Annotated in this window: 18 protein-coding genes and 1 tRNA gene; 2 read left to right on the forward strand and 17 right to left on the reverse strand. The window is 66.6% G+C overall.

Annotation, left to right across the window (positions count from 1 at the left end; translation table 11 throughout):
• Positions 1–41: 41 nt before the first annotated feature.
• The 15 genes from ccmC to U1763_RS04630 all read right to left on the reverse strand — a co-directional run bounded on the left by ccmC (position 42) and on the right by U1763_RS04630 (position 13,745).
• Positions 42–767: a heme ABC transporter permease CcmC gene (gene ccmC, locus U1763_RS04560; protein WP_332754270.1), complete on the reverse strand. Its 726-nt coding sequence runs from the start codon at positions 765–767 to the stop codon at positions 42–44.
• A 224-nt stretch (positions 768–991) separates the two neighbouring features.
• A complete protein-coding gene (locus U1763_RS04565) occupies positions 992–2,041 on the reverse strand; it encodes a Leu/Phe/Val dehydrogenase (RefSeq protein WP_332754271.1) in 1,050 nt (349 codons plus the stop codon).
• A gap of 111 nt (positions 2,042–2,152) precedes the next feature.
• Positions 2,153–2,229: transfer RNA gene (locus U1763_RS04570), tRNA-His, on the reverse strand.
• A 66-nt stretch (positions 2,230–2,295) separates the two neighbouring features.
• Positions 2,296–3,021 carry a type II secretion system protein N gene (gene gspN / locus U1763_RS04575; protein WP_332754272.1) on the reverse strand — a complete coding sequence of 242 codons (726 nt, stop codon included), beginning with the start codon at positions 3,019–3,021 and terminating at the stop codon, positions 2,296–2,298.
• Positions 3,018–3,494: a type II secretion system protein GspM gene (gene gspM / locus U1763_RS04580; RefSeq protein ID WP_332754273.1), complete on the reverse strand. Its 477-nt coding sequence runs from the start codon at positions 3,492–3,494 to the stop codon at positions 3,018–3,020. The genes gspN and gspM overlap by 4 nt, the downstream gene beginning before the upstream one ends.
• Positions 3,491–4,576: a type II secretion system protein GspL gene (gene gspL, locus U1763_RS04585; RefSeq protein WP_332754274.1), complete on the reverse strand. Its 1,086-nt coding sequence runs from the start codon at positions 4,574–4,576 to the stop codon at positions 3,491–3,493. The genes gspM and gspL overlap by 4 nt, the downstream gene beginning before the upstream one ends.
• Positions 4,573–5,586 carry a type II secretion system minor pseudopilin GspK gene (gspK, locus tag U1763_RS04590; protein WP_332754275.1) on the reverse strand — a complete coding sequence of 338 codons (1,014 nt, stop codon included), beginning with the start codon at positions 5,584–5,586 and terminating at the stop codon, positions 4,573–4,575. Before gspK ends, gspL begins: the two co-directional genes overlap by 4 nt.
• Entirely contained in the window at positions 5,573–6,256 is a 684-nt protein-coding gene (gspJ, locus tag U1763_RS04595) for a type II secretion system minor pseudopilin GspJ (protein WP_332754276.1), read from the reverse strand. The genes gspK and gspJ overlap by 14 nt, the downstream gene beginning before the upstream one ends.
• Before the next feature lie 113 nt (positions 6,257–6,369).
• A complete protein-coding gene (gene gspI / locus U1763_RS04600) occupies positions 6,370–6,747 on the reverse strand; it encodes a type II secretion system minor pseudopilin GspI (RefSeq protein ID WP_332754277.1) in 378 nt (125 codons plus the stop codon).
• Positions 6,737–7,207 (reverse strand): GspH/FimT family pseudopilin, encoded by a 471-nt coding sequence (locus U1763_RS04605; RefSeq protein WP_332754278.1) that lies wholly within the window; start codon positions 7,205–7,207, stop codon positions 6,737–6,739. Before U1763_RS04605 ends, gspI begins: the two co-directional genes overlap by 11 nt.
• The gene (gene gspG / locus U1763_RS04610) at positions 7,182–7,622 is read right to left on the reverse strand and encodes a type II secretion system major pseudopilin GspG (RefSeq protein ID WP_332754415.1); all 441 of its coding nucleotides are present in this window, start codon (positions 7,620–7,622) and stop codon (positions 7,182–7,184) included. Before gspG ends, U1763_RS04605 begins: the two co-directional genes overlap by 26 nt.
• A 23-nt stretch (positions 7,623–7,645) precedes the next feature.
• Positions 7,646–8,872, reverse strand: coding sequence for a type II secretion system inner membrane protein GspF (gspF, locus tag U1763_RS04615; RefSeq protein ID WP_332754279.1), 1,227 nt, complete (start codon positions 8,870–8,872; stop codon positions 7,646–7,648).
• A 189-nt stretch (positions 8,873–9,061) separates the two neighbouring features.
• Positions 9,062–10,726 (reverse strand): GspE/PulE family protein, encoded by a 1,665-nt coding sequence (locus U1763_RS04620; protein ID WP_332754280.1) that lies wholly within the window; start codon positions 10,724–10,726, stop codon positions 9,062–9,064.
• A complete protein-coding gene (gene gspD, locus U1763_RS04625; protein ID WP_332754281.1) occupies positions 10,723–12,930 on the reverse strand; it encodes a type II secretion system secretin GspD in 2,208 nt (735 codons plus the stop codon). Before gspD ends, U1763_RS04620 begins: the two co-directional genes overlap by 4 nt.
• The gene (locus U1763_RS04630; RefSeq protein WP_332754282.1) at positions 12,927–13,745 is read right to left on the reverse strand and encodes a type II secretion system protein N; all 819 of its coding nucleotides are present in this window, start codon (positions 13,743–13,745) and stop codon (positions 12,927–12,929) included. The genes gspD and U1763_RS04630 overlap by 4 nt, the downstream gene beginning before the upstream one ends.
• A 157-nt stretch (positions 13,746–13,902) precedes the next feature.
• On the opposite strand from U1763_RS04630, the gene U1763_RS04635 reads away from it, so the two are divergent.
• Entirely contained in the window at positions 13,903–14,559 is a 657-nt protein-coding gene (locus U1763_RS04635) for a prolyl hydroxylase family protein (RefSeq protein WP_332754283.1), read from the forward strand.
• Positions 14,560–14,719: 160 nt separating this feature from the next.
• Here the strand turns inward: U1763_RS04635 and U1763_RS04640 are convergent, their stop codons facing one another.
• A complete protein-coding gene (locus tag U1763_RS04640; protein WP_332754284.1) occupies positions 14,720–17,440 on the reverse strand; it encodes a TonB-dependent receptor domain-containing protein in 2,721 nt (906 codons plus the stop codon).
• 89 nt (positions 17,441–17,529) lie between these two features.
• Positions 17,530–19,128 carry a beta-helix domain-containing protein gene (locus U1763_RS04645; RefSeq protein ID WP_332754285.1) on the reverse strand — a complete coding sequence of 533 codons (1,599 nt, stop codon included), beginning with the start codon at positions 19,126–19,128 and terminating at the stop codon, positions 17,530–17,532.
• Positions 19,129–19,426: 298 nt separating this feature from the next.
• Between U1763_RS04645 and U1763_RS04650 the strand changes: the two genes are divergently transcribed.
• Positions 19,427–19,762: a DUF6481 family protein gene (locus U1763_RS04650; RefSeq protein WP_332754286.1), complete on the forward strand. Its 336-nt coding sequence runs from the start codon at positions 19,427–19,429 to the stop codon at positions 19,760–19,762.
• Positions 19,763–19,791: the final 29 nt, after the last annotated feature.

Raw genomic sequence — 19,791 nt, forward strand, 5'->3', positions numbered from 1 at the left:
CAGCGTCACGGCATAAGCAGCAGTCACGAACGGCCAGGGATTCATGATCTCGCCATTCTGCGTATACGCGCTTCGGTCTTCGTGATCGCCAGCATCGTCCGCATCCGCATCAACACGATTCCGGCGAACGCGAACGTGAACCCGGCCAGCATGATCGGCAGCGGCCAGAGGATCGAACCGTCGATCGTCGATTGCGTGAGACCGATGCTCGGCCCCTGGTGCAGCGTGTTCCACCACACCACCGAATAGCGGATGATCGGCAACAGCACCGATCCGGCGATCCCGTAGAGCGCCGGGACGCGCCCGTCGCCGCCACGGTCGGCATCGGCTTTCGCGAGCGCCATGTAGCCGAGATAGACGAAGAACAGCAGCAGCATCGAAGTCAGCCGGCCGTCCCATTGCCACCACGTTCCCCAGGTCGGCCGCCCCCAGATCGAGCCGGTCATGAGACATAGCGCCGCGAACACCGCACCCGGCAGCGCGATCGCACGCGCCGCGACGCTGGCCAGCGGGTGGCGCCAGACGAGGAACATGATGCTGGAGATCGCGATCCCGCTCCACCCGCCCATGCCGAGCCAGGCGGCGGGGACGTGGATGTAGAGGATGCGGACCGTCTCGCCCTGGAGGTAGTCCGGCGGGGTCTGCGTCAAGCCCGCCCAGCAGCCCAGCACGATCAGCGCGACGCCGGCCCAGAAGAGCAACGGCGTCAACGTCTTGGCGATCTTCAGGAAGCGCGCGGGATTTGCGAAGGCGTGTAGAGTGGCCACTGGGCATAGCCATTATGGCAACATCGCGAGGCTGTCACCTCGGACTTCGAACCCTCTCCCCATCGGGAAGAGGGAGGCGCCTCCCCCGTACGCCGTCATCCTGACGAAAGTCAGGATCCAGGGCCGCAGAGGGCGACGCTTAGTTAGTCTGGATCCTGACTTTCGTCAGGATGACGGGAGTAATCGGAGCGCCCGCCCTCAAAACGAGCGAAGGCTGCTTGTATTCAGCGGCCAATCAGGCGCTTCGCGATCGAGTCTGCGACATCCGACGATGGCTCGCCCGAGCGGTCGCTTTCGTCCCAGACCTGGATCAGGCGCTCCGGGATACGCGCAATCCGTGCCTTCACTTCGGCCTCATCGCCCTGCCCGAGATATTCGAGCCCGACGTTGATGATCCCGCCGGCGTTGATGACGTAGTCCGGCGCATACAGGATACCGCGTGCATGGAGCCGCGCGCCGTCCTCGCGAACGCTCAGCTGGTTGTTCGCGCCGCCCGCAACGACCTTCGCCTTGAGCGCGGCGATCGACATCTCGGTCAGGATCGCGCCGAGCGCGTTCGGGCTGAAGATATCCGCCTCGGTCGTCAGGATCGCCTCGGCCGCCACTGCGGTCGCGCCGAGTTCGCCAGCCAGCTTCTGCGCCCGGCCCTCGTCGACATCCGCCAGCGTCAGCACCGCGCCGTCCTTCGCGAGCAACCGCGCAAGACCGCCGCCGACCGAACCGACACCCTGGATCGCGACGCGCACGCCCTTCATGTCGGTCGCGCCGAGGCCACGCTGTGCCGCCGCCTTCACGCCGAGATAGATGCCGAGCGCGGTGTACGGCCCCGGATCGCCACCGGCAGCGCCGCTCGCGACCGGCAGGCCGGAGACGTAGCGCGTCTGCGTAGCGATCACCTTCATCCGCTCTTCGGACATGCCGACGTCTTCCGCCGTCACATAGCGCCCACCGAGCGAATCGACCGCGCGGCCGAACGCCTCAAGCTGTGCCGTCGTGATGACGTCGCCGGGCTTGGCCGCGAGGACCACGCCCTTGCCGCCGCCAAGCTCCAGCCCCGCCATCGCGTTCTTGAAGCTCATGCCGCGCGACAGGCGCAGCGCATCGGTCACGGCGCGGCCGTTGTCGGCATAATGCCAGAAGCGCGTGCCACCAGCCGCCGGCCCGAGCTTGGTCGAGTGCAGCGCAATTACCGCGCGCAGGCCCGACTCGGGATCGGTGAAGGCATGTACGCCCTCGTGGTCGTCGAAATCGGGGAGGTCCCAAACCGCTGTCATCGCCGGCTCCTGAAGAGGAATAAAATTACCGGGACGCGAAATATTATTTTCCGACCGGTTTTACCAGCCCAAAGCGCCCGCATTGCGGGGGCTTACGAAAATAAGGGAAAATGGGGCGACCGACGGGACTTGAACCCGCAACATCCGGCATCACAAGCCGACGCTCTAACCAATTGAACTACGACCGCCGCGTAGGCATCGCCCCCTAGCGGGGGTCGCCGGGCGGCGTCAACCGTCGACTTGCCAAAAAGACGTCAAAAACGTCCTTCGATGGCGAGCCGGTACCCGTTCGGACCGCGCACGAAGCCTGCCTGTTCGAGCTTTTGCACCGCCAGCGGGTCGGACGGTCGCAGCGACAATTCGGCGCGGTAGGTGCCCACTCCTTCGATCCTGAGCGCGATGCTCTCGGTCCCGGCCTGGCTCGCCAGCGGTAGCAGCAAGGCGGTTCCGTCGCAGCGTGCGGTGCCACTTACCGACTGCGGCAGCGTGATGCCGCCGACGTCACCCGCCAAGGTTGCGCGGACGCGACCTTCCGCAGCCTCGCACTGGCCGTCGCGGAAGCGGACCGAGACGTCATCGAGATCTAGCGCCGCAACGGGTACTGGCGCGAACAGCCGCCCCGTCGCGACGGTTGCGGTCATGTGATCGACGCCGAACCCGTGACGGCTGACGCTCGCCGATCCGCGCAACGGTTTGGCGGACACCGATTCGGGGCCGGCGAAGACGATCGTGGCGCGGCCGACCAGCAGCGGCAGCGGCGACAGCCGCGCGTGCAGGTCGCCGAGCGCGAGATCGCCGAACCGCGCCTCGGTCAGCGTCGCGCCCCAGATCGTCCCCGACACGCGCCGCGCGACCAGCCCTTCGTCGCCGACGCCGACCCAGCCGAGCACCGCGCGCATCGGCAGGAAGACGATCAGCGCGATCAGCAGCATCCCGCCGAACAGCGCGGCAGGGCCGGTACGCAAACGGATCCGCCTCATGCCGCGCGCGCCTTCAACGTGAGCGCGACGCCGACGGTCTTGTCGCCCTTTTCGGTCATCGCCACCGAATCGACGAGGATGCCGAGCCGTTCGAGGCGCGCGAGCCAAGCGGTCAGCGCAGCAGGTCGCGCCGACTGGATGCCGACGCGCACCCGGTCCGCGCCGTCCTGATCGAGCGAGGCAAGCGCGAACCCAGCCTGGTCGGCTTCGGCACGGACCGTATCGGCGAGCGTGCCCGTCAGCGGCCTTGCCCGGTCACGCTGGATATCGCGCAACGTCGCCACCTGCGCGCGCGTTTCGCCCAGCCGCGTCACGGCGCTGGCGTGACGCTCGCGTGCGCTCGACAACCCGTCGCCGACCGGACGGATGATCAGCGCCCACAGCAAGGTCAGCACCGCGAGCGCAGCCATGACGAGCAATAGGCGACGTTCCCGGAGCGAGCGTCCTTCGAACCACGTCTTCAAGCCGGTCATCGTCCGCTCCCCGGGCTGATCGTGAGCTCGCCCGTTACGCGACCGGCGGCGGCCTGGAATACGCCCGCGCGGACGTTGAAGCCTGCCGCTTCGAGCGCACGCTTGAGGTCGGTCGCGAGCGCCTCACGTTCGACCGCGACCGACAGTCGCAGGTCGCCGTTGGCCTGGAAGTCTAGCCCCGTGACTTCGGTCCCCGGCGTCGCACGGATCGCGGCGAACGCGGCAGCGGTCGTGTTGGTGAAGCCGAGCCCCGGCCCGCGCACGCGCGACAGGCGCTCGTCGAGCTGGCGGCTGGCATCGACCACGGTCTCGCCGCGTGGCAGGCCGGTCACGGCGACCGTGTCCGCCTCGGCCTCCAACGCATCCGCGCCAAAGCTGTACTTGGCGATGCGGACGAGCGAGATCGCGAGCGTCACTGCCAGGATCGTCAGCGACAACAGCGCAAGCCGTCGGATCAGCCCCCAGTCGATCGCGAACCTGCGCCGCCGTGCGAACGGCCCTTGGCGCAGGTCGAGCGGCGGCGACGCGGCGGCGGCAACGATCGCCGCCTCCAGCGTATCGCGATCGATCGTCGCAGGCGCAGTGCCGCCGGTTATGAGTTCGGTCAGCCGCGCCTCGTCGGCGAACCCGCTCGACGTGCCACGCACCACGCCGCTGCCAGCCAGCTCCGCCCTCGCATAGCCCTCGTCAGGGCGCGGAAGGAGCATCGGTGCGGGGATCAGCGCGACCGGATCGACACCCGCCTCGGCAAGCATCCGCAGCCAGTCGCGCATCGTCGCGACGCCGACCACGCCGATCGGGCGGTCACTCGCGCCTTCATCACCCACTGCGACATGCAGTTCGACAAGCGGCGACGCGCTCGCCTCGCTGGCGAGAATACGCGCGGCCGCCGTCGCCTGCGCTGCCGAACGCGACGGCAACTCCGCCCAGTGCAGCGTCACCGCATCGGCCGGGGCCACCGCAATCGTCTCATCGTCGATCGCGTCGGGGATCCCCTCCCCCTCCCCGACCACGCGCGCATCGGCGACGCGCATCCAGCGAAACCCGGTCTCGCCGGCGGGAAGGAATAGCAAAGTCGTCATGATGGCTCGCCCCATTGCCGCGATACGAGCTGCGCGGGAAGTCGGTTCGCGTCGATCAGCGCGCGTTCCTGCATTTGCGTGCGGCCGAGCGTCACGTCGATATCGAGCGTGAACCATTTCGACAGCACCGTCGCCTCGGCACCGGGCGCAAGATTGGCCGCACCCTGCAACGCCGCCGCCTTGGTGATCTCGCCAACGTCGGCGTAGCCCTGCGGCGGACGACGCAGCAGCATCTGCTGCGCGCTGCCGACCGACAGCGTATCGGGATACAGCATCGCGAACAGCGGCGCCTGTTCGGGCGCCAGCGTGTTGACGTTGACCGGCGACGGCTTGGCGATCGGCAGCGTGCAGATCCAGGGCCTGAGGGTGGCGTAGATTTGCGGCGTCATTCCCACGACTGCGCGGAGTTCGCTCGGGTCGGACATGAGCGTGCCGGCGGTGCGGTACGGCGTCTCGCGGCCGAGATACGCGCCGTCCTCCGCGCCCATCGCCTGCTGGTCCTGATCGCTGTCGATCCAGTCCGCGGTGCCCGATGCGACCTGTTCGGCGACCTGCGTCGGGACGCTCAACAACCGCATCAGCCGGACGAATTGCGGGCGGATCTCGGGGTTGGTGACATACACGCCGGGCGTGGTCGCTTGCGTGACGAGCGCGTTGAGATTGAAGCAATTGCCGCCGTCGCGCACGCGGGCGGTCGCGAAGCCACCGGGGACCGGCAGGCCGAACGGCGTGTTGCTCCAGTTGCCGGCGAGCGTGACCCGCTTGGGGCTCTGGCCGAGCAGGTTGGAGACGCGGGTCAGCGCCATCGTCTCGGCGGCGAACGCGTAGGCGCGCGCCTGTTCGCCGGTCGCGGCGTTGCCCGCGAGCCGGGTCGACAGGCGCAGTTTCTCCAGCGCCGCGCCTGCCATGACGGCGATGATCGCGACGAGCATCAGCACGGTAAGCAGCGCTGCCCCCCGTTCTGGCCCCCGTTCCGACCCGCGGTCCGAACCGCGATCAGGTCCGCGCACCGGGCGTCTCCTTCGACGGCGTGCCGGGCGGCGGCGTGGTCGACGGGCCCGTTCCTTCAGCCGGTGTGGGGACATATCCCGTCCCTACGAGGAACATCTGGCGGAACTGCGTGCCGTCGTCACGCTGGACGGTGAGTTCCATCGCATCGGGTAACGGCCTGCCACTGGCGCCATCCCAGCGATCGCTCCACGCGCCGGCGATCCGGTAGCGCAACGCGGCCTGGCGGACGTGGGTGAGCAGTGCGGCGGGGGGCAGACCCTGCGCGCCATCGATCATCGGGTAGGCGATCCGCTGGAGCGTGCCGGCATCGACGCGGTAGGCGACCTTCTGCGTGCTCGGCCGTGCTGCACCGTCGATGTTGCTCCAGCCGTCGCGGACGAGCCGCAGCATCGGCGTGACACCCGACCCGCTCTCGCCGACGAACGCGGGAACGCTGGTGCCGGCCTCGTCGCGGCTGGAGCGGTTCGACGCCTGGGCAAGATCGGCGGACAGGATCGACATCGTTCGGGTTAGCGCGCTGATATCGTCGAGCTTGGCGCCGGTGCTGCTTTGCGCCTTCACGCTGAATGACAGGATGGCGACACCGGCGGCGGCGATCATGCCGAAGATCATGAGCGATACCATGACTTCCACAAGCGTGAAGCCGGCCTCGCTGTCCCGCTTCGTCATCCCGGACTTGTTCCGGGATCCACGGTTCCGCATCATCAACTCTGCATGACACTCGCGGAACGGTGGATCCCGGAACAAGCCCGGGATGACGGAGGAAGTTTGGCGAGGGCTGCTCACGACGGCGTCGCCGACCGTGGCGCAGGGCGGACCATCGTCAGGCGGCCAAGTTGCGTGCCCGCGCGATCCGCGACCGCGACGTCGATGCGCAGGACGCTGGAGCCGCCGAGCGCGCTGACCTGCCGCGTCCAGGTCCAGGCTTGGCCGCCGTTCGTCTCAACGCCAGTGACGCGGCCTGCGGTCGGGGGCTGCGCGCTGGTGACGGCGTCGATCGCGACGTTGCGCGCGACCATCTGCGCGACGAGCGTTTCGTCGAGGATCGAGGCGCCGCGGATCGTCGCGCTTTCCAGACGCACGAGCGCCATCGCCGCGAGGCTGAAGACTGCCAGCGCGACCATGATTTCAATGAGGGTAAAGCCGCGCTCAGCCCGCATCGGCTCGCACGCTGCCGTCGGCGTCGATGTGCACGGTTGCCGCCACACCGCCGCGGTCGAGGCGGATCTCGGCGGGGCGATCGACGAGGCCGGTAGGATCGAACGTCACCCGCATGCGACCGCTGGTATCGCCGATGCTGGCCTTGGTCCCGTCGTTCCAGCGTTCGACGCGCATTGGCTTCTCGGCGATCGGCGTCCAGCCACCCGCCATGCGACGGTCGAAGCCATAGCCGCCGCCGGTAACCCAGACGCTGACCGGGCGTGTCTCGACGATCGCAGAATCATGCGCGGCGCGGGCGCGCAACGCGAAGCGCGTCGCTTCGTCGAGCACGCGGCCGCGCGGGTCCGGCATGACAAGCACGGCGACAGCGGATGCGAGTCCGATGATCGTGACGACGACCATCAACTCGACCAGCGTGAAGCCAGCCTCCCGCTTACTGCCAGCTGCCGATATCGGCATCGATCCCCTCGCCGCCTTCCTTGCCGTCCGCCCCGAAGGTCCAGACGTCGGCCTCCCCATGTGCGCCGGGCGAGGCATAGAGATACGGGCGACCCCAGGGATCGTTCGGCAACTTCTTCAGATACCCACCCCGCTGATAGCGCGACGGATCGGTCAGGCCGGCGGGCGCCGTGACGAGCGCGTTGAGGCCCTGCGAGGTGTTGGGGAAGGTCATGTTCTGGAGCTTGTAGAGTTCCAGCCCGCCCTCGATCTGGGCGATGTCGGCCTTCGCCTTCTGGATGCGCGCGGTGTCGCCCGAGGGCAGCACGTTGAGCGCAACGATCGTCGCGAGCAGGCCGATGATGACGATCACCACCATCAGCTCGACCAGGGTAAAGCCTGCCTCGCGGCGCTTCTTTTTGACTTCGGGACGCATACGAAACCTCACGGGGCGAAACCTCATTGTCCGGCCAGCGTGTTAAGCTGGAGGATCGGGAGCAGGATGGATAGCACGATCGTCGCGACGATGCCGCCCATCACGACGATGATCAGCGGTTCGAGCAACGACAGCGCGGTGGCGGTGAAGCGGTCGAACTCGCGTTCGAGATAGTCCGCCGCGCGCTCGAGCATCTCGTCGAGCCGACCTGCTGCCTCACCAGATGCCGCGAGATAGGTCAGCAGCGGGGGAAAGACGCCTGCGCGGCGCATGGCGGCGGAGAGCGAGCCACCGCCGCGGATCGCGTCGACGATCTGGTCGGAGGCCTGGCGGAGGCGGCGATTGTGGATCGTGCTCGCAGTGAGGTTGAGACCATCGAGCAGCGGCAGACGGCTGGCGACCATCGTGCCGAGCGTCCGCGCCATCCTTGCCGCGTGGAGATCTCGGATCAGGCGGCCGAGTAGCGGGATGCGGAGCAGCCAGCCGTCGAACGCGAGCCGGATCGTCGGATCCTTCAGTGCCTGCCACCCCGCCAGACCACCGCCCACGACGATCAGCAGCATCACCCACCAATAGCCGACGAGGAACGCGGAGAACGCCATAACCATCCGCGTCAACAGCGGCAATTGCTGGCCGACCGTGTCGAATTGCTCGACGACTTGCGGCACGACGAACATCATCAGCGCGGTAACGACGCCGAACGCGACGAGCGCGAGGATCGACGGATAGGCGAGCGCGGTGATGAGCTTGCCGCGGATTTCGGCCTGGCGCTCGAGCAACGCGGCAAGGCGGTCGAGGATCGTCGGGAGCGAGCCCGAGCTTTCGCCGGCCGACACCATTGCGCGGTACAAGGGCGGAAAGCTTTTTGGCTCGCGCGCCATCGCGTCGGCGAGGCGGCGGCCCTCGACGACGCCGGCGTGGACGTGCTGGACTATTGTTCGGACGCTGTCCTGCTCGGTTTGCCGCGTGATCGTGCGGAGCGATTCCTCCAGCGGGGAGACGCGGTTGAGCGTGGCGAGCTGGCGGGTGAAGAGGGTGAGGTTCTTGCCAGACATCTTCGGCGTGCCGAGCTGGAGGCCAAACAACGGGCGGCCTTTGGTTGCCTGCGGGGGGGCGCCGGGGGTGATCTTCACGACATAGAATTTACGCGCGTCGAGGGTGGCGCGCGCGACGTCGATGTCGGCGGCGGCGACGTGGCCGCGGCGTTCCGCACCCTTGGTGTCGATCGCGATATAGTCGAAGTCCGCCATCATCCTCCCCTGCAAGGGGAGGGGGACCGCCGCGTAGCGGTGGTGGAGGGGGCGTGCCGCGAACGTTCCAGCTGTGGGGATCGTGCGCGCGGTGCCGTGGCGGATGATGTCGGGCGGTGCGCGCGCGGTGCCCCCCCTCCACCAGCTTCGCTGGTCCCCCTCCCCGTTCCGGGGAGGATTTTCTGGGCGTTACGCATTTTCCACGACTTCGGTTGTGTCGCGGCGGGATACGCGGACGGCTTCTTCGGCCGTGGTCTGGCCGGACAAGACGAGGTCGCGAGCGGACTGGGCGAGGTTCGGAGACTTCGCAAACGCGTGTGCGGTTATCTCGGATTCGTGGCCGTCGGTGTTGATCAGGCGGCGGATGGTGTCGTCGATGCGAACGGCTTCGAACACGCCGATGCGCCCCTTGTAGCCGGTCTGGTTGCAGTCTTCGCAGCCTTGCGCGACGTAGACGATCGCCTCGGGGGCGATGCCGAGCAACGGGGCAACCGTGTCCGAGGCTGGCACGGCCTTGCGGCAGGTCGGGCAGAGGCGGCGGACCAGGCGCTGGGCGATCACCGCCCGCAACGTCGAGGCGAGCAGGAAGCTCTCGACCTTCATGTCGCGCATGCGGGTGATCGCGCCGATCGCGTCGTTGGTGTGGACCGTCGACAGCACGAGATGGCCGGTGAGCGACGCCTGCACCGCAATCTCGGCGGTCTCGCGGTCGCGGATTTCGCCGACCATGACGACATCGGGATCCTGGCGGAGGATCGCACGCAGGCCCGCGGCGAAGGTCAGGCCGACCTTCGGGTTCACCTGGGTCTGGCCGACGCCATCGACCGCATACTCGACCGGATCCTCGACGGTCAGGATGTTGCGGCTGCCGTCGTTGAGCAAGCGCAGCGCGGCGTAGAGCGAGGTGGTCTTGCCCGAACCGGTCGGGCCGGTGACGAGGATGATGCCGTTGGGTTCGCTCAGCGCTTCGTTGAGCAGCGCGAACAAGGCGGGCGGCAGGCCGAGCGCTTCGAGGTCGATCCCGGCGTTTTCCTTATCGAGGATACGCAGCACCACGCGTTCACCTGCCCGAGACGGCAGCGTCGAGACGCGGACGTCTAGCAGCTTGCCGCCAAGCGTCAGCCCCATGCGGCCGTCCTGCGGGACGCGGCGCTCGGCGATGTCGAGCCGCGCCATCACCTTGATGCGGCTGACCACCACCGGCGCGACGTTGGGTGGCATCCGCAGCGTCTCGCGCAGCACGCCGTCGATCCGCATCCGGACGACGAGGCCGGTCTCGTACGGTTCGATGTGGATATCCGACACGCCGTTGCGTGCGGCGTCGGCGATGATGCCGTTGATGAGGCGGATCGCGGGGGCGTCGTCGGCGGTGTCGAGCAGATCCTCCGCGGTCGGCATGTCACCCGCGAGCAGGTCGAGTTCGTCGCCCATCCCGACCGCGGCGAGTGCGTTGGCCTGGCCGTCCATTGCGTAGACGTTCGACAGCAGACGGTCGAACGCGACCTGTTCGACAAAGGTCACGTCGAACGGCCGCGCGAGGTAGCGGCGCAGTTCGAGCAGAACTTTCGGGTCTGCTCCGGCACGCATCGCGATCGTGAGGTGCGAGTCGGTGTCGGTGTGATCGACGACGACGCCGAACTTTCGGGCGAAGGCGTAGGGGATGGTGATCTGGGGCAGGTCGGTCGATGATGACGCTTCACTGCTCCCCTCCCGCTCGCGGGAGGGGTCGGGGGAGGGAATGACATAGCCCTCGATCGCTTCGTCCGTGAGTAAGGCAGCCCCTCCCCCGACCCCTCCCGCGAGCGGGAGGGGGGAAGGAAGAGCGTCGATCTCATGGCCTTCGCGGATAATCATTTCTTGGGCCGGACGACCATCGTCGAGGTGCGTACCGGTACCGCGATGCGCGGGTCCTCGATGCTGCCGGGGATCGGGCCGGACGGGATCGGCGGCGCGGCGCCCATATAGTCGCGGATCAGTTGGTCGATCGACGGCTCCTCCTTCGGATCCTGCAGGCCCTGTTGCAGGCGGACATAGCCGTAGCGCTGTTCGGTCAGCTTGCGACTGTCCTCCGCGGTGCGCAGGATCGTCGGGCGGATGAAGATCATCAAATTGGTCTTCGACCGCTGTTTCGCCTTCGAGGTGAACAGGTGCCCCAGTACGGGGATATCACCCAACAGCGGGATCTTCTCGATCGTGCGGCGCTCGTTGTCGTCGAGCAGGCCGCTGATCACCGCGATCTGGCCGTCGTCGACGGTGCGGACGGTTTCGACCTCGCGCTTGTTGAGGATCAGGTCGCTGTTGTCGCTCGATACCGGGCCGGCGATCGAGCTGACCTCCAGGCGCAGGTTCAATTTCACCGTCCCCGACGAGTTTACCTGCGGGCGTACAGTCAGTTCGATACCGACATTCTGGCGCTGCGTGGTGCGGAAGGCGTTGTCGAAATTGGTACTCAGCGCCTGCCCCGTGGTGATCGGGATCTCCTGGCCGACGAGGCTGTGCGCCTCCTGATTGTCGAGCGTGACGAGGTGCGGGACCTGGAGCAGGTTCGAGGTGGTATCGCTCTTCACCGCGTTGATGATCGCGCCGAAGAAGGTGCTGCCGATCTTGCCGCCGAACCCGCCGAACCCGCCGGTCGCGGCCAGGATCGAGCTGATCGCCGACTGTTGCAGCGTGTTCGCGGCGTCGCTGGTGGTGTTGGTGGTCGTCGTGCTGCCGTCGGTATTGACCGTCGTGGTGCTCGACGTGTTGAGCTGCGTCGCGCCGATCGCGCCGGCGATCTGCAGGATGTTCGGCGCGGAATTGGAAAAGGTCGACGCGCCGAACGCGCCGCCGCTGGGATCACCAACGATGAACTGCGCACCGAGCGTGCGCGCGGTCGTGTCGGAGACTTCGGCGACGATCGCCTCGACGAGCACCTGTTCGCGGCGCGTATCGAGTTGGCGGACGACGTCGTTGAGCTGGCGCTGGATTTCGGCGGGCGCGGCGATGACGATCGCATTGGCGCCGGCGAAGCGCGTCACGACCGCGGCGGTCTTCCCGCCAGCGGCGGTGATCGCGGGCTGGCCGGAGCCTGCTGAGCCACCGGACGTCGGTACCGACTGGTTGACCTGCGGCTGCGAGATGTTCGACTGGCCGCCGGACGCGCCGTTGGTGCTGCTCGATCCGAAGTTGGAGCGGGAAAGCGCGGTTTGGACGGGCTGGGTCGGGGTCTGGCCAACGAGTTCCTGCAACACCGGCAGCAACTGCTCGGCATCCGCGTTTTCGAGGAACACGACTTTGATCTCGGTACCGTTGCGCGCCTTCTGATCGAGGTCGACCGCGACCTGCGCAAGACGGGCGACGGTGGTCGGATCGCCGCGGAGCGCGACTGCATTCGAGCCCTCGACGGCGACGACCGAGGCGCTCGGCCCAGTGGCGGCAGCACCGCCCTGCCCGCCGCCGGTGCCAGTCCCGATCAGGCCCTGCAGTGCGGTCGCGATCTCCTTCGCGCTGGCGTTCTTGAGCGCGACGACGCGGGTGGACGAGGTGTCGGTGTCGATCCGGCGAAGGACTTCGCGGATGCGGCGGATGTTGTCGGCGAAATCGACGACGACGAGGCTGTTGCCGCCGCGGTTCGCGCTGACCGAGCCTTGTGCGCTGACCAGGGGGCGGACGGTTTCGACCGCAGACTGCGCGTCGATCGCGCGGAGGCGAACGATTTCGGTGACATAGCTGTTGCGCGCGGCCCCGGCGACCCCGATCCGGCTGGGTTGCGACGCGGCGTTGTCGAGCGGTTGGACGCGGAAGGCGCCATTCGAGGTCGGCACCGCGACGAGTCCGTTGGCGCGAAGCGTCGAGAGGAAGACCTCGAAATACTCGGAGCGCGACAGCGGGCGATCGGTCACCACCGTCACCTTGCCGGCGACGCGGTTGTCGATGATAAACGTTCGCCCGGTAACCTTGGCGGCATCGGCGATGAACGCGCGGATATCGGCATCGCGAACGTTCAGCGTAGTCTGCGCATGCGCACTAGCCGCGAGGACCAAGGCCACGACGGGTCCGAGAAGAAGCTTTTTCATTGAGGAGGCGCAATCGTGATGGCGAGAGACAGAGTATCCTGTCCGCGCTCTACAGTGATGGGGACGTTACCGCCGCCCGCGAAATCCTTGGTGATCCGGTCGAGATCGCCAGGCCCAGTGACAGGTCGTCCGCCGATCGACGTGAGCACGTCGCCGTCTTTCAACCCGGCGGCGCGAAACGCTGCACCGGACCCTTGCGACCGGAGCGTCAGCCCGCTGATCCGACCACCATCGATCCTCGGGATGAAGCCAATCTCGGTCCGCAATCGTGCGATCGGGATCCCGGCAGCACCGGACGACGCGCCGGCCGATGTAGCACCCGGCACGACCGGCGCTACCGCACCCGACTGGTCGAGAAAGAGATCCTCGTCGACACCACCCCGATCGATTGTGACGTGATCGAACGCGACCGCCTTCAGGCGAACGCCCGGCTGGATTTCATCGCCGATCGCAACGCTCTGCTGAACGCCATCAGGACCGGCGATGATCGCTGAACTGCGCCCCATCGCCTCGTCCATGCGCGTGCCGAACAGGGTGAGCTGGAGCGACGTTACCGTCGCAGGGGCTCCGGGCACACCGCCGAGCCGGAAGAACGGATCGAAGCCGCGCAAGATGTCGGCGGGAGAGCCGACTACCATCGGCGCGGCCGGGCGCCAGTCGCCGAGCGGCGTGATCGGCGTCACGATGGTCCAGGCCAGCCGCGCGCATTGGACCGCAAGCCCCGCCAGCAGCGCAAGCTCGACGACACTATAGACATTCACCACCGGCATACGCCGCAAGATACGGCGCGCCCTCGCGTCCAGCTTCAATCGCATGCGCGACCCACCCCAATTTCCCGCATCTCGCCGCGTAGGCATGCCATGTTACAATTCCGCGTCAATGGCTTGTGCGTCAAACATACGAAATCTGATGCCGGCCATGCGCGTGACAGCTGGGGTAGCGCATTACGTCGCTGATGGGCAGAACACGCAGATGTCCGATCCTCTTCCGCCCAGTGGCTGCGGCCTGCCCCCCGAACCGGTCATCGCACGACTGTCCGCGCCCGGCGTGCAGCGCGTGCCGAGCGCAAAGCTCGATTTGTTCGTACGGCGCGACTTCCTGCCGCCCGAATTGTGCACGGCGTTGATCGAGCGGATCGATGCGGTGCGGCGTCCGTCGACGATCTCCGATTCGAACGGTGATGCAAGTTATCGGACGAGCGAGACGGGCGATCTGTCGGCGGACGATCCGGTCGTGATCGAGGTCGAGGCTCGGATCGCGGCGCTGACCGGACTCGAACCGGTGCACGGCGAGCCGTTGCAGGGGCAACGCTATGCGGTCGGGCAGGAGTTCAAAGGGCACACCGACTATTTTGAGCCGAACGGCGTCGACTATCATCGCTATTGCGGGGTGGCCGGCAACCGGACGTGGACCGTCATGATCTATCTCAACCAGCCCGAGGCGGGTGGCGCGACGCGGTTCAAGGTGGTCGACAAGATCATCCAGCCGGAGACTGGCAAGCTGCTCGCGTGGAACAACCGAAGTGCGGACGGGAGCTTGAATGCGGCGACGCTGCATCATGGGATGAAGGTGCGCGCGGGGGTCAAGTACGTGATCACCAAATGGTTTCGGGAGAAAGCTTGGGGGTGAACGCTGAAGTCGGCGAGCCTGATGAACTCATACCACCCCGGCGAAGGCCGGGGCCCAATTGGGGGACGACGATAACGAAGCGCATCGCTCCATTACGTCCACCTTGCCAATTGGGCCCCGGCCTTCGCCGGGGTGGTGTCATGCAGAGGTATTTTGGCCCTTAAAACTGCACGCTCGCCCCCAGTGTGAACACCCGGCCGAGCTTGTAGCGGTTGATGTCGACTTCGGCGCCGTTCGAGAAGGTCTGGTACTCGCGGTACCCCGTCCCCGTCAGGTTGCGCGCTTCGAACTTCACCTCGATCTGCTTGCCCGATACGGCGATGCCCTGCCGCGCGACGACGTCGAAGCGGATGCCGGGTTTCTCGATCAGATCGGGCAGACGAACGCCGCCACCGCCGCCGACCGGACCGCGGTTCGTCACGCGGTCGCTGGCGTAATTGAACAGCAACGTCAGCTGCGACAGGCTCGCCTTGTCTTCGATCCCGAGCTGCAGGTTGACGAGGTGATCCGATTGCCCGGTCAGCGCCGCGCCGTCCTGGAACAGCACGTTGGCGGGACGCAGGCTGGCGGTGGTGCCGTTGCTCTGAATCGGGCTGGCGATCAGTTCGTCGCCGACCTGCAGCTCGGAGTGCGTGTAGGTGTAGTTGGCGATCGCGACGAGACGACGGGTCGCGAAGAAATCGCCGCCGAGGCCGTCGAGCGGGACGTATTTCTGCAGCTCGACCTCTCCGCCGTACAGGTTTGCCCGCGGTGCGTTGGCGAAGCCGGTCTGGAGCGTGTCGCTGCCCGCCGGGAAGAACGCGACCGCCTCGATCGGGTTGTCGATGCGCTTATAGAAGCCCGCCAGGTTGAACTTCTGGTCGCGCGCGAAATACCATTCGTAGCGCAGCTCGCCGTTATATAGCTGCGAGTCGGTCAGGAACGGGTTGCCGAAGAACAGGCGATCGCTCTCGAAATCCTGATACAGCTGCGGCGCGAGCTCGCGGAACTGCGGCCGGGCCAGCGTCTTCGACATATGCCCGCGCAGCTGCATGTCCGACGCGAAGTTCCACGTCACCGTCACCGCAGGCAGCCAGTATGCGCGCGACAGATTGGTCTGCGCGAACGAGACGCCGGCACCGCCACCCGGCAGCACCGTCTCCAGCGCGTCCTCATAACGAATGCCGACATTGGCGCGCAGACCGTCGAGGATCTCGCCCTCGACCTGCGCATAGGCACCATGGACGCGCAGCGACGCGTCGTAGGTGGGCGCGCAGTTTGGCGCGACGCACGTGTTGGCGAGGCCGATGCCATAGGTCTGGAGGTTGAAGTCCGACAACAGATAGTCGGGGCGTTCCTGCGCGACCGCATCGTTCAGCGCGACGTTGCCCGCGGTCTGATAACGGAAGGTATAGCGGCTCGATGTGCGATCGGTGTCGCTATACGCATAGCCAACCGACAGCGCGAACGGGCGGTCGAACGGCACGTTCCAGGTGAGGTTCGCCTGACCCGACCAGAGCGTCTCGTCGAGTTCGCTGAACGCCACCGCCGCGCTCTGCAAGCCGCTGAGGTTATTGGTATAGTCACCGACATTTGCATTGTACTGATAGGTGAACTGGCGTTCGTAGGGCGAGTTGCGCTCGGTTTTCGCGTAGCTGCCGCGCGTATCGAGCGCGAAATCGCCAAACTTGAACTCGCCGACCAGCTGCGTGTCGATCAACTGGCGTTCGAACCAGCTAGTGTTCTGGACGATGAACGGCTGGATGCCGTCGACATCGCCGATGTTCGAGGTCGAGCCGGTGCTGAGGCGGCCCTGCTTCAGCGTGTCGTGGATGTAGAGGTTGGTCCAGCGGATCTTGTTCTCGCCGAACTCCGCGCCAAAGCCGAGCAGGCCGTTGATGATCGAGCGGTTGTCGGTCAGCACGGTGCGGAAATCGCGCGTCAGGATGCCGCCGACGTCGTCGGTAGACTGCTGCAGCGTATCGCGCGTCCGCCACGTGTTGCTGATCCCCGCCGCAGCGATCACGCCGACGCGCGTGCTGCCGATATCGGCCGAGGTGCCGAAGCTCGTCTCACCCGAGAGGTTGGCAGGAATCTGGTTGTTCTGCTGGAGCAAGGTCGTCTTGGCGTTCGACAATGCGGTGATCTGCGCGCCAGTCAGCGACGTGCCGTTCGCGCCCGCCGACTTGATAAAGCCGGGCACCTTGCGCTCGCCACTGTCGAAACCGGTCCAGTCGTGCTTGCCGCCGTCATAGACATAGCCGAGTTCGCTGGTCGTGACGGTGTCCGCGCCGACCGATCCGCCGAACTGGAAGAAGGTCTTTTCGGGGACCGCCTTGGTCGTCAGATTGATGACGCCGCCGCCAAATTCGCCCGAGTAATTGACCGAATAGCTCTTCTGGACGACCGCCGAGGCGATCACGTTGGTCGGGAAGATATCGAGCGGCACGACGCGGCGCAGTGGCTCCGGCGACGGCAGCGGCGATCCGTTGAGCAGCGACGACGAATAGCGATCGCCAAGACCGCGGACATAGACGAGGCCGTTGCCGACCACCGACAGCCCGGTGACGCGCTGGAGTGCACCGGCGATATCGCCCTCGCCGGTCCGCGCGATATCCGCCGAGGACAGCACGTTGACGACGGCGGCGGTGGCGCGGACCGCGTTGGGGACGTTGCGGCCGACGACGACGATGTCCTCACCGGTGCCACTGCCGCCAGGAGTCGAAATCTCGACCTGCTCCTGCTGCTGTTCGGCCTGAGTAGCGGGGTCGGTGCGCTGCTCGACCGGCGTCCCTGCCTGCGGCGAGACGACGCTGCCGGCGGGTGCGCTTTGTGCGAACGACTGCGCCGGGACGAGCGTCGTCGTCGCGAGCAGGACGGAGACGAGAACGGATGACTTCATGGCTGCCCCGGCAACAAGAGGAATTCGGTAGGTACAAGGCTGCGCGGCGGGCCCCCGCCCCCCGCGCAGCCTCAGGCTTGGCGTCGGTGTCAGCTGGTCGGCAGCGCGGTGCAGGCGCTGCTCGTCGTCCCGAAGCTCGCGCGGTTCGAGTTGCAGGTCCAACCGCGATACCAGGTGTCGGTGCTGCCGTTGACCGCGCCGACATAGTTGGTGTTGACGAGGAACGAGGTCCCGGTCGGGTTGAGCGTGGCGGCGTTGAACGCGGTGGTCGTGCTCGATGCGCCCGCGGGTAGGAAGGTGCCGGTGACGGCCGAGCCGACCGCGGCGCTATCGGTGTTGTTGGTACCGGCGCGGAAGAGCGCCTGCTGCTCTTCTACCGTCACGGTGATGCCGTTGACGGTGGTCGTCGCATACGGCGTCAGGCAGCTGAACACGACCGAGTTGAACACCGGCGGGCCCTTGTCCTGCAACGTCGTGTCGGCAGGACGGATGGTCGTCTTGCCGCCCGCGTCGGCACCCGCGATGACGTTGAGGCAGGCGCTGTTCGGGTTGCTGACGATGCCGTTGACGAAGGTCGCATCGGCACCACCGCGCAGACGGATCGCCGCGTTGGTCGCGGTCGACGTCTCGATGAAGGTGAAGTTGGCGAGTGTGTAGGCCTGGCGCGGCAGCGCGTCTTCCGAACCGTTCGAATCGATCTCGGTCGAATAGTTGTCGGTCTGCGTGTTGGTCGGCTTTTGGATCGCCAGCACGAACTGGACGAAACCCTGCCAGCCGACATCGGTATCCAGGCCGTCATCATCCGAGCCGGTCAGCACCAGATAGCGCAGGTTGCTGCGGCCGCCGAAAATCTCGATGCCGTCGTCCGAGCTGTTGTGGACCTGGATGTGATCGAGCGTCGTGCCCGAGCCGGTGCCGCCGAGCGTCAGGCCCTGAAGCTCGTTGTTCGGGCTGATGACGGTGCCCGAATAGCGGATCTGGACATAGCGGATGCTGCCGCTGCTGTCGGTCGGCGTCGCGCCGCCGTACAGCGCGGTGCTGGTGCCCTCGACGACGTTCTCGCAGGCCACGTTGCCACCGGGGACGGTATTGTTGCAGTTCGAGATCGGTGCACGACCGGCCAAGATGATGCCGCCCCACAGGCCCTGCGATTCGTCGGTGACGCCGCCGGTGATGTTCGCCTGCGCGGTGAAGATGATCGGCTGCGTCTCGGTGCCCTCGGCGATCAGCTTCGAGCCGCGGTTAACGACCATATAGTCGTTATCGGCGTTGGTGGTGTTGGCATACACCAGAGAGCCGGCTGCGATCGTCAGCGTGGTGGCGATCCCGCCCGGTGCGCTGCCTGCGCCGCCGATGTCGACGCCGACGTCGACGCGGCCGTTGATCTCATAGGCGACGCCCGCGGCCTTTGGCAGGCTCAAGGCTGACGTGATCAGCGACGGCAGGCGGCACGAGCGGTAATTGCCGAGGATGCCGACATCGGTGGTGCCGGTCGGGCACGACGTCGCGGGCGTGCCTGCGGTCGGGGTAGGAGTCGGCGTGGGCGTCGGGCTCGGCGTCGGCGTACCCGGAACGACGATCACGCCCTCGCCCGGCGACGCGACGCTGTCCGCGCCATCGCAGGCCGAGAGGGCGAGACAGGCGGTGCCGGCCAGCAGAACGAGACTCGTGCGCTTGAAGATGGTCATTCGAGAGACTCCCGGTCGAAATCGTTGATCTGATGGATCGACTCAGGCTCCCCCCTGCCGACCTCGATTAGGCGACTATGCGGAGCGCGTGACGTTACGATGCGATTTGGATGACGCTTGCATGACCATGATGTGACGAATCGATGACATCGTTTGCGCGGCGTGGGTTGAAACCTGCGCTTTCGAACACATCTCTTCCGATCCGGCGCGCGATGATTTACAGGCGCCGTCAGCGTCACTGCCCGCGCATTCCTGCGTCGGGGCGGTCAGACCGATATTACAGGATTATTCTACGACAATGGCCTCTTTCAAGGACCCCAGCTTCCAGGACCGCACGAGCAGCGCAGCCGCCGCCAAGCAGAAGGCGCTCGAAGCGCTGAAGGCCAAGCCGCCGATCGACGAGGCGGTCGTTGCCGAGCGCCTCGCCGCGCGTGAAGCCAAGGAACTGGCCGAGCGTGAAAAGCGCGCCGCCAAGCGTGCCGCCGAGAACGAAGCGAAGGCTGCGAAGAAGGCCGAGGCCGAAGCGGCTGCTGCCAAGAAGCGCGAGGCCGAAGCCAAGATCGAGCTAACCGACGCCGAGAAGAAGGCGATTCGCGACGCGAAGTACGCCGCGCGGAAGAACAAGAAGAAGTAAGTCGCGTGTGCGGATCCGTTTCGGCGGAT

The organism is Sphingomonas sorbitolis (assembly GCF_036663875.1).
In the GTDB taxonomy this organism is placed as follows: Bacteria; Pseudomonadota; Alphaproteobacteria; order Sphingomonadales; family Sphingomonadaceae; genus Sphingomonas.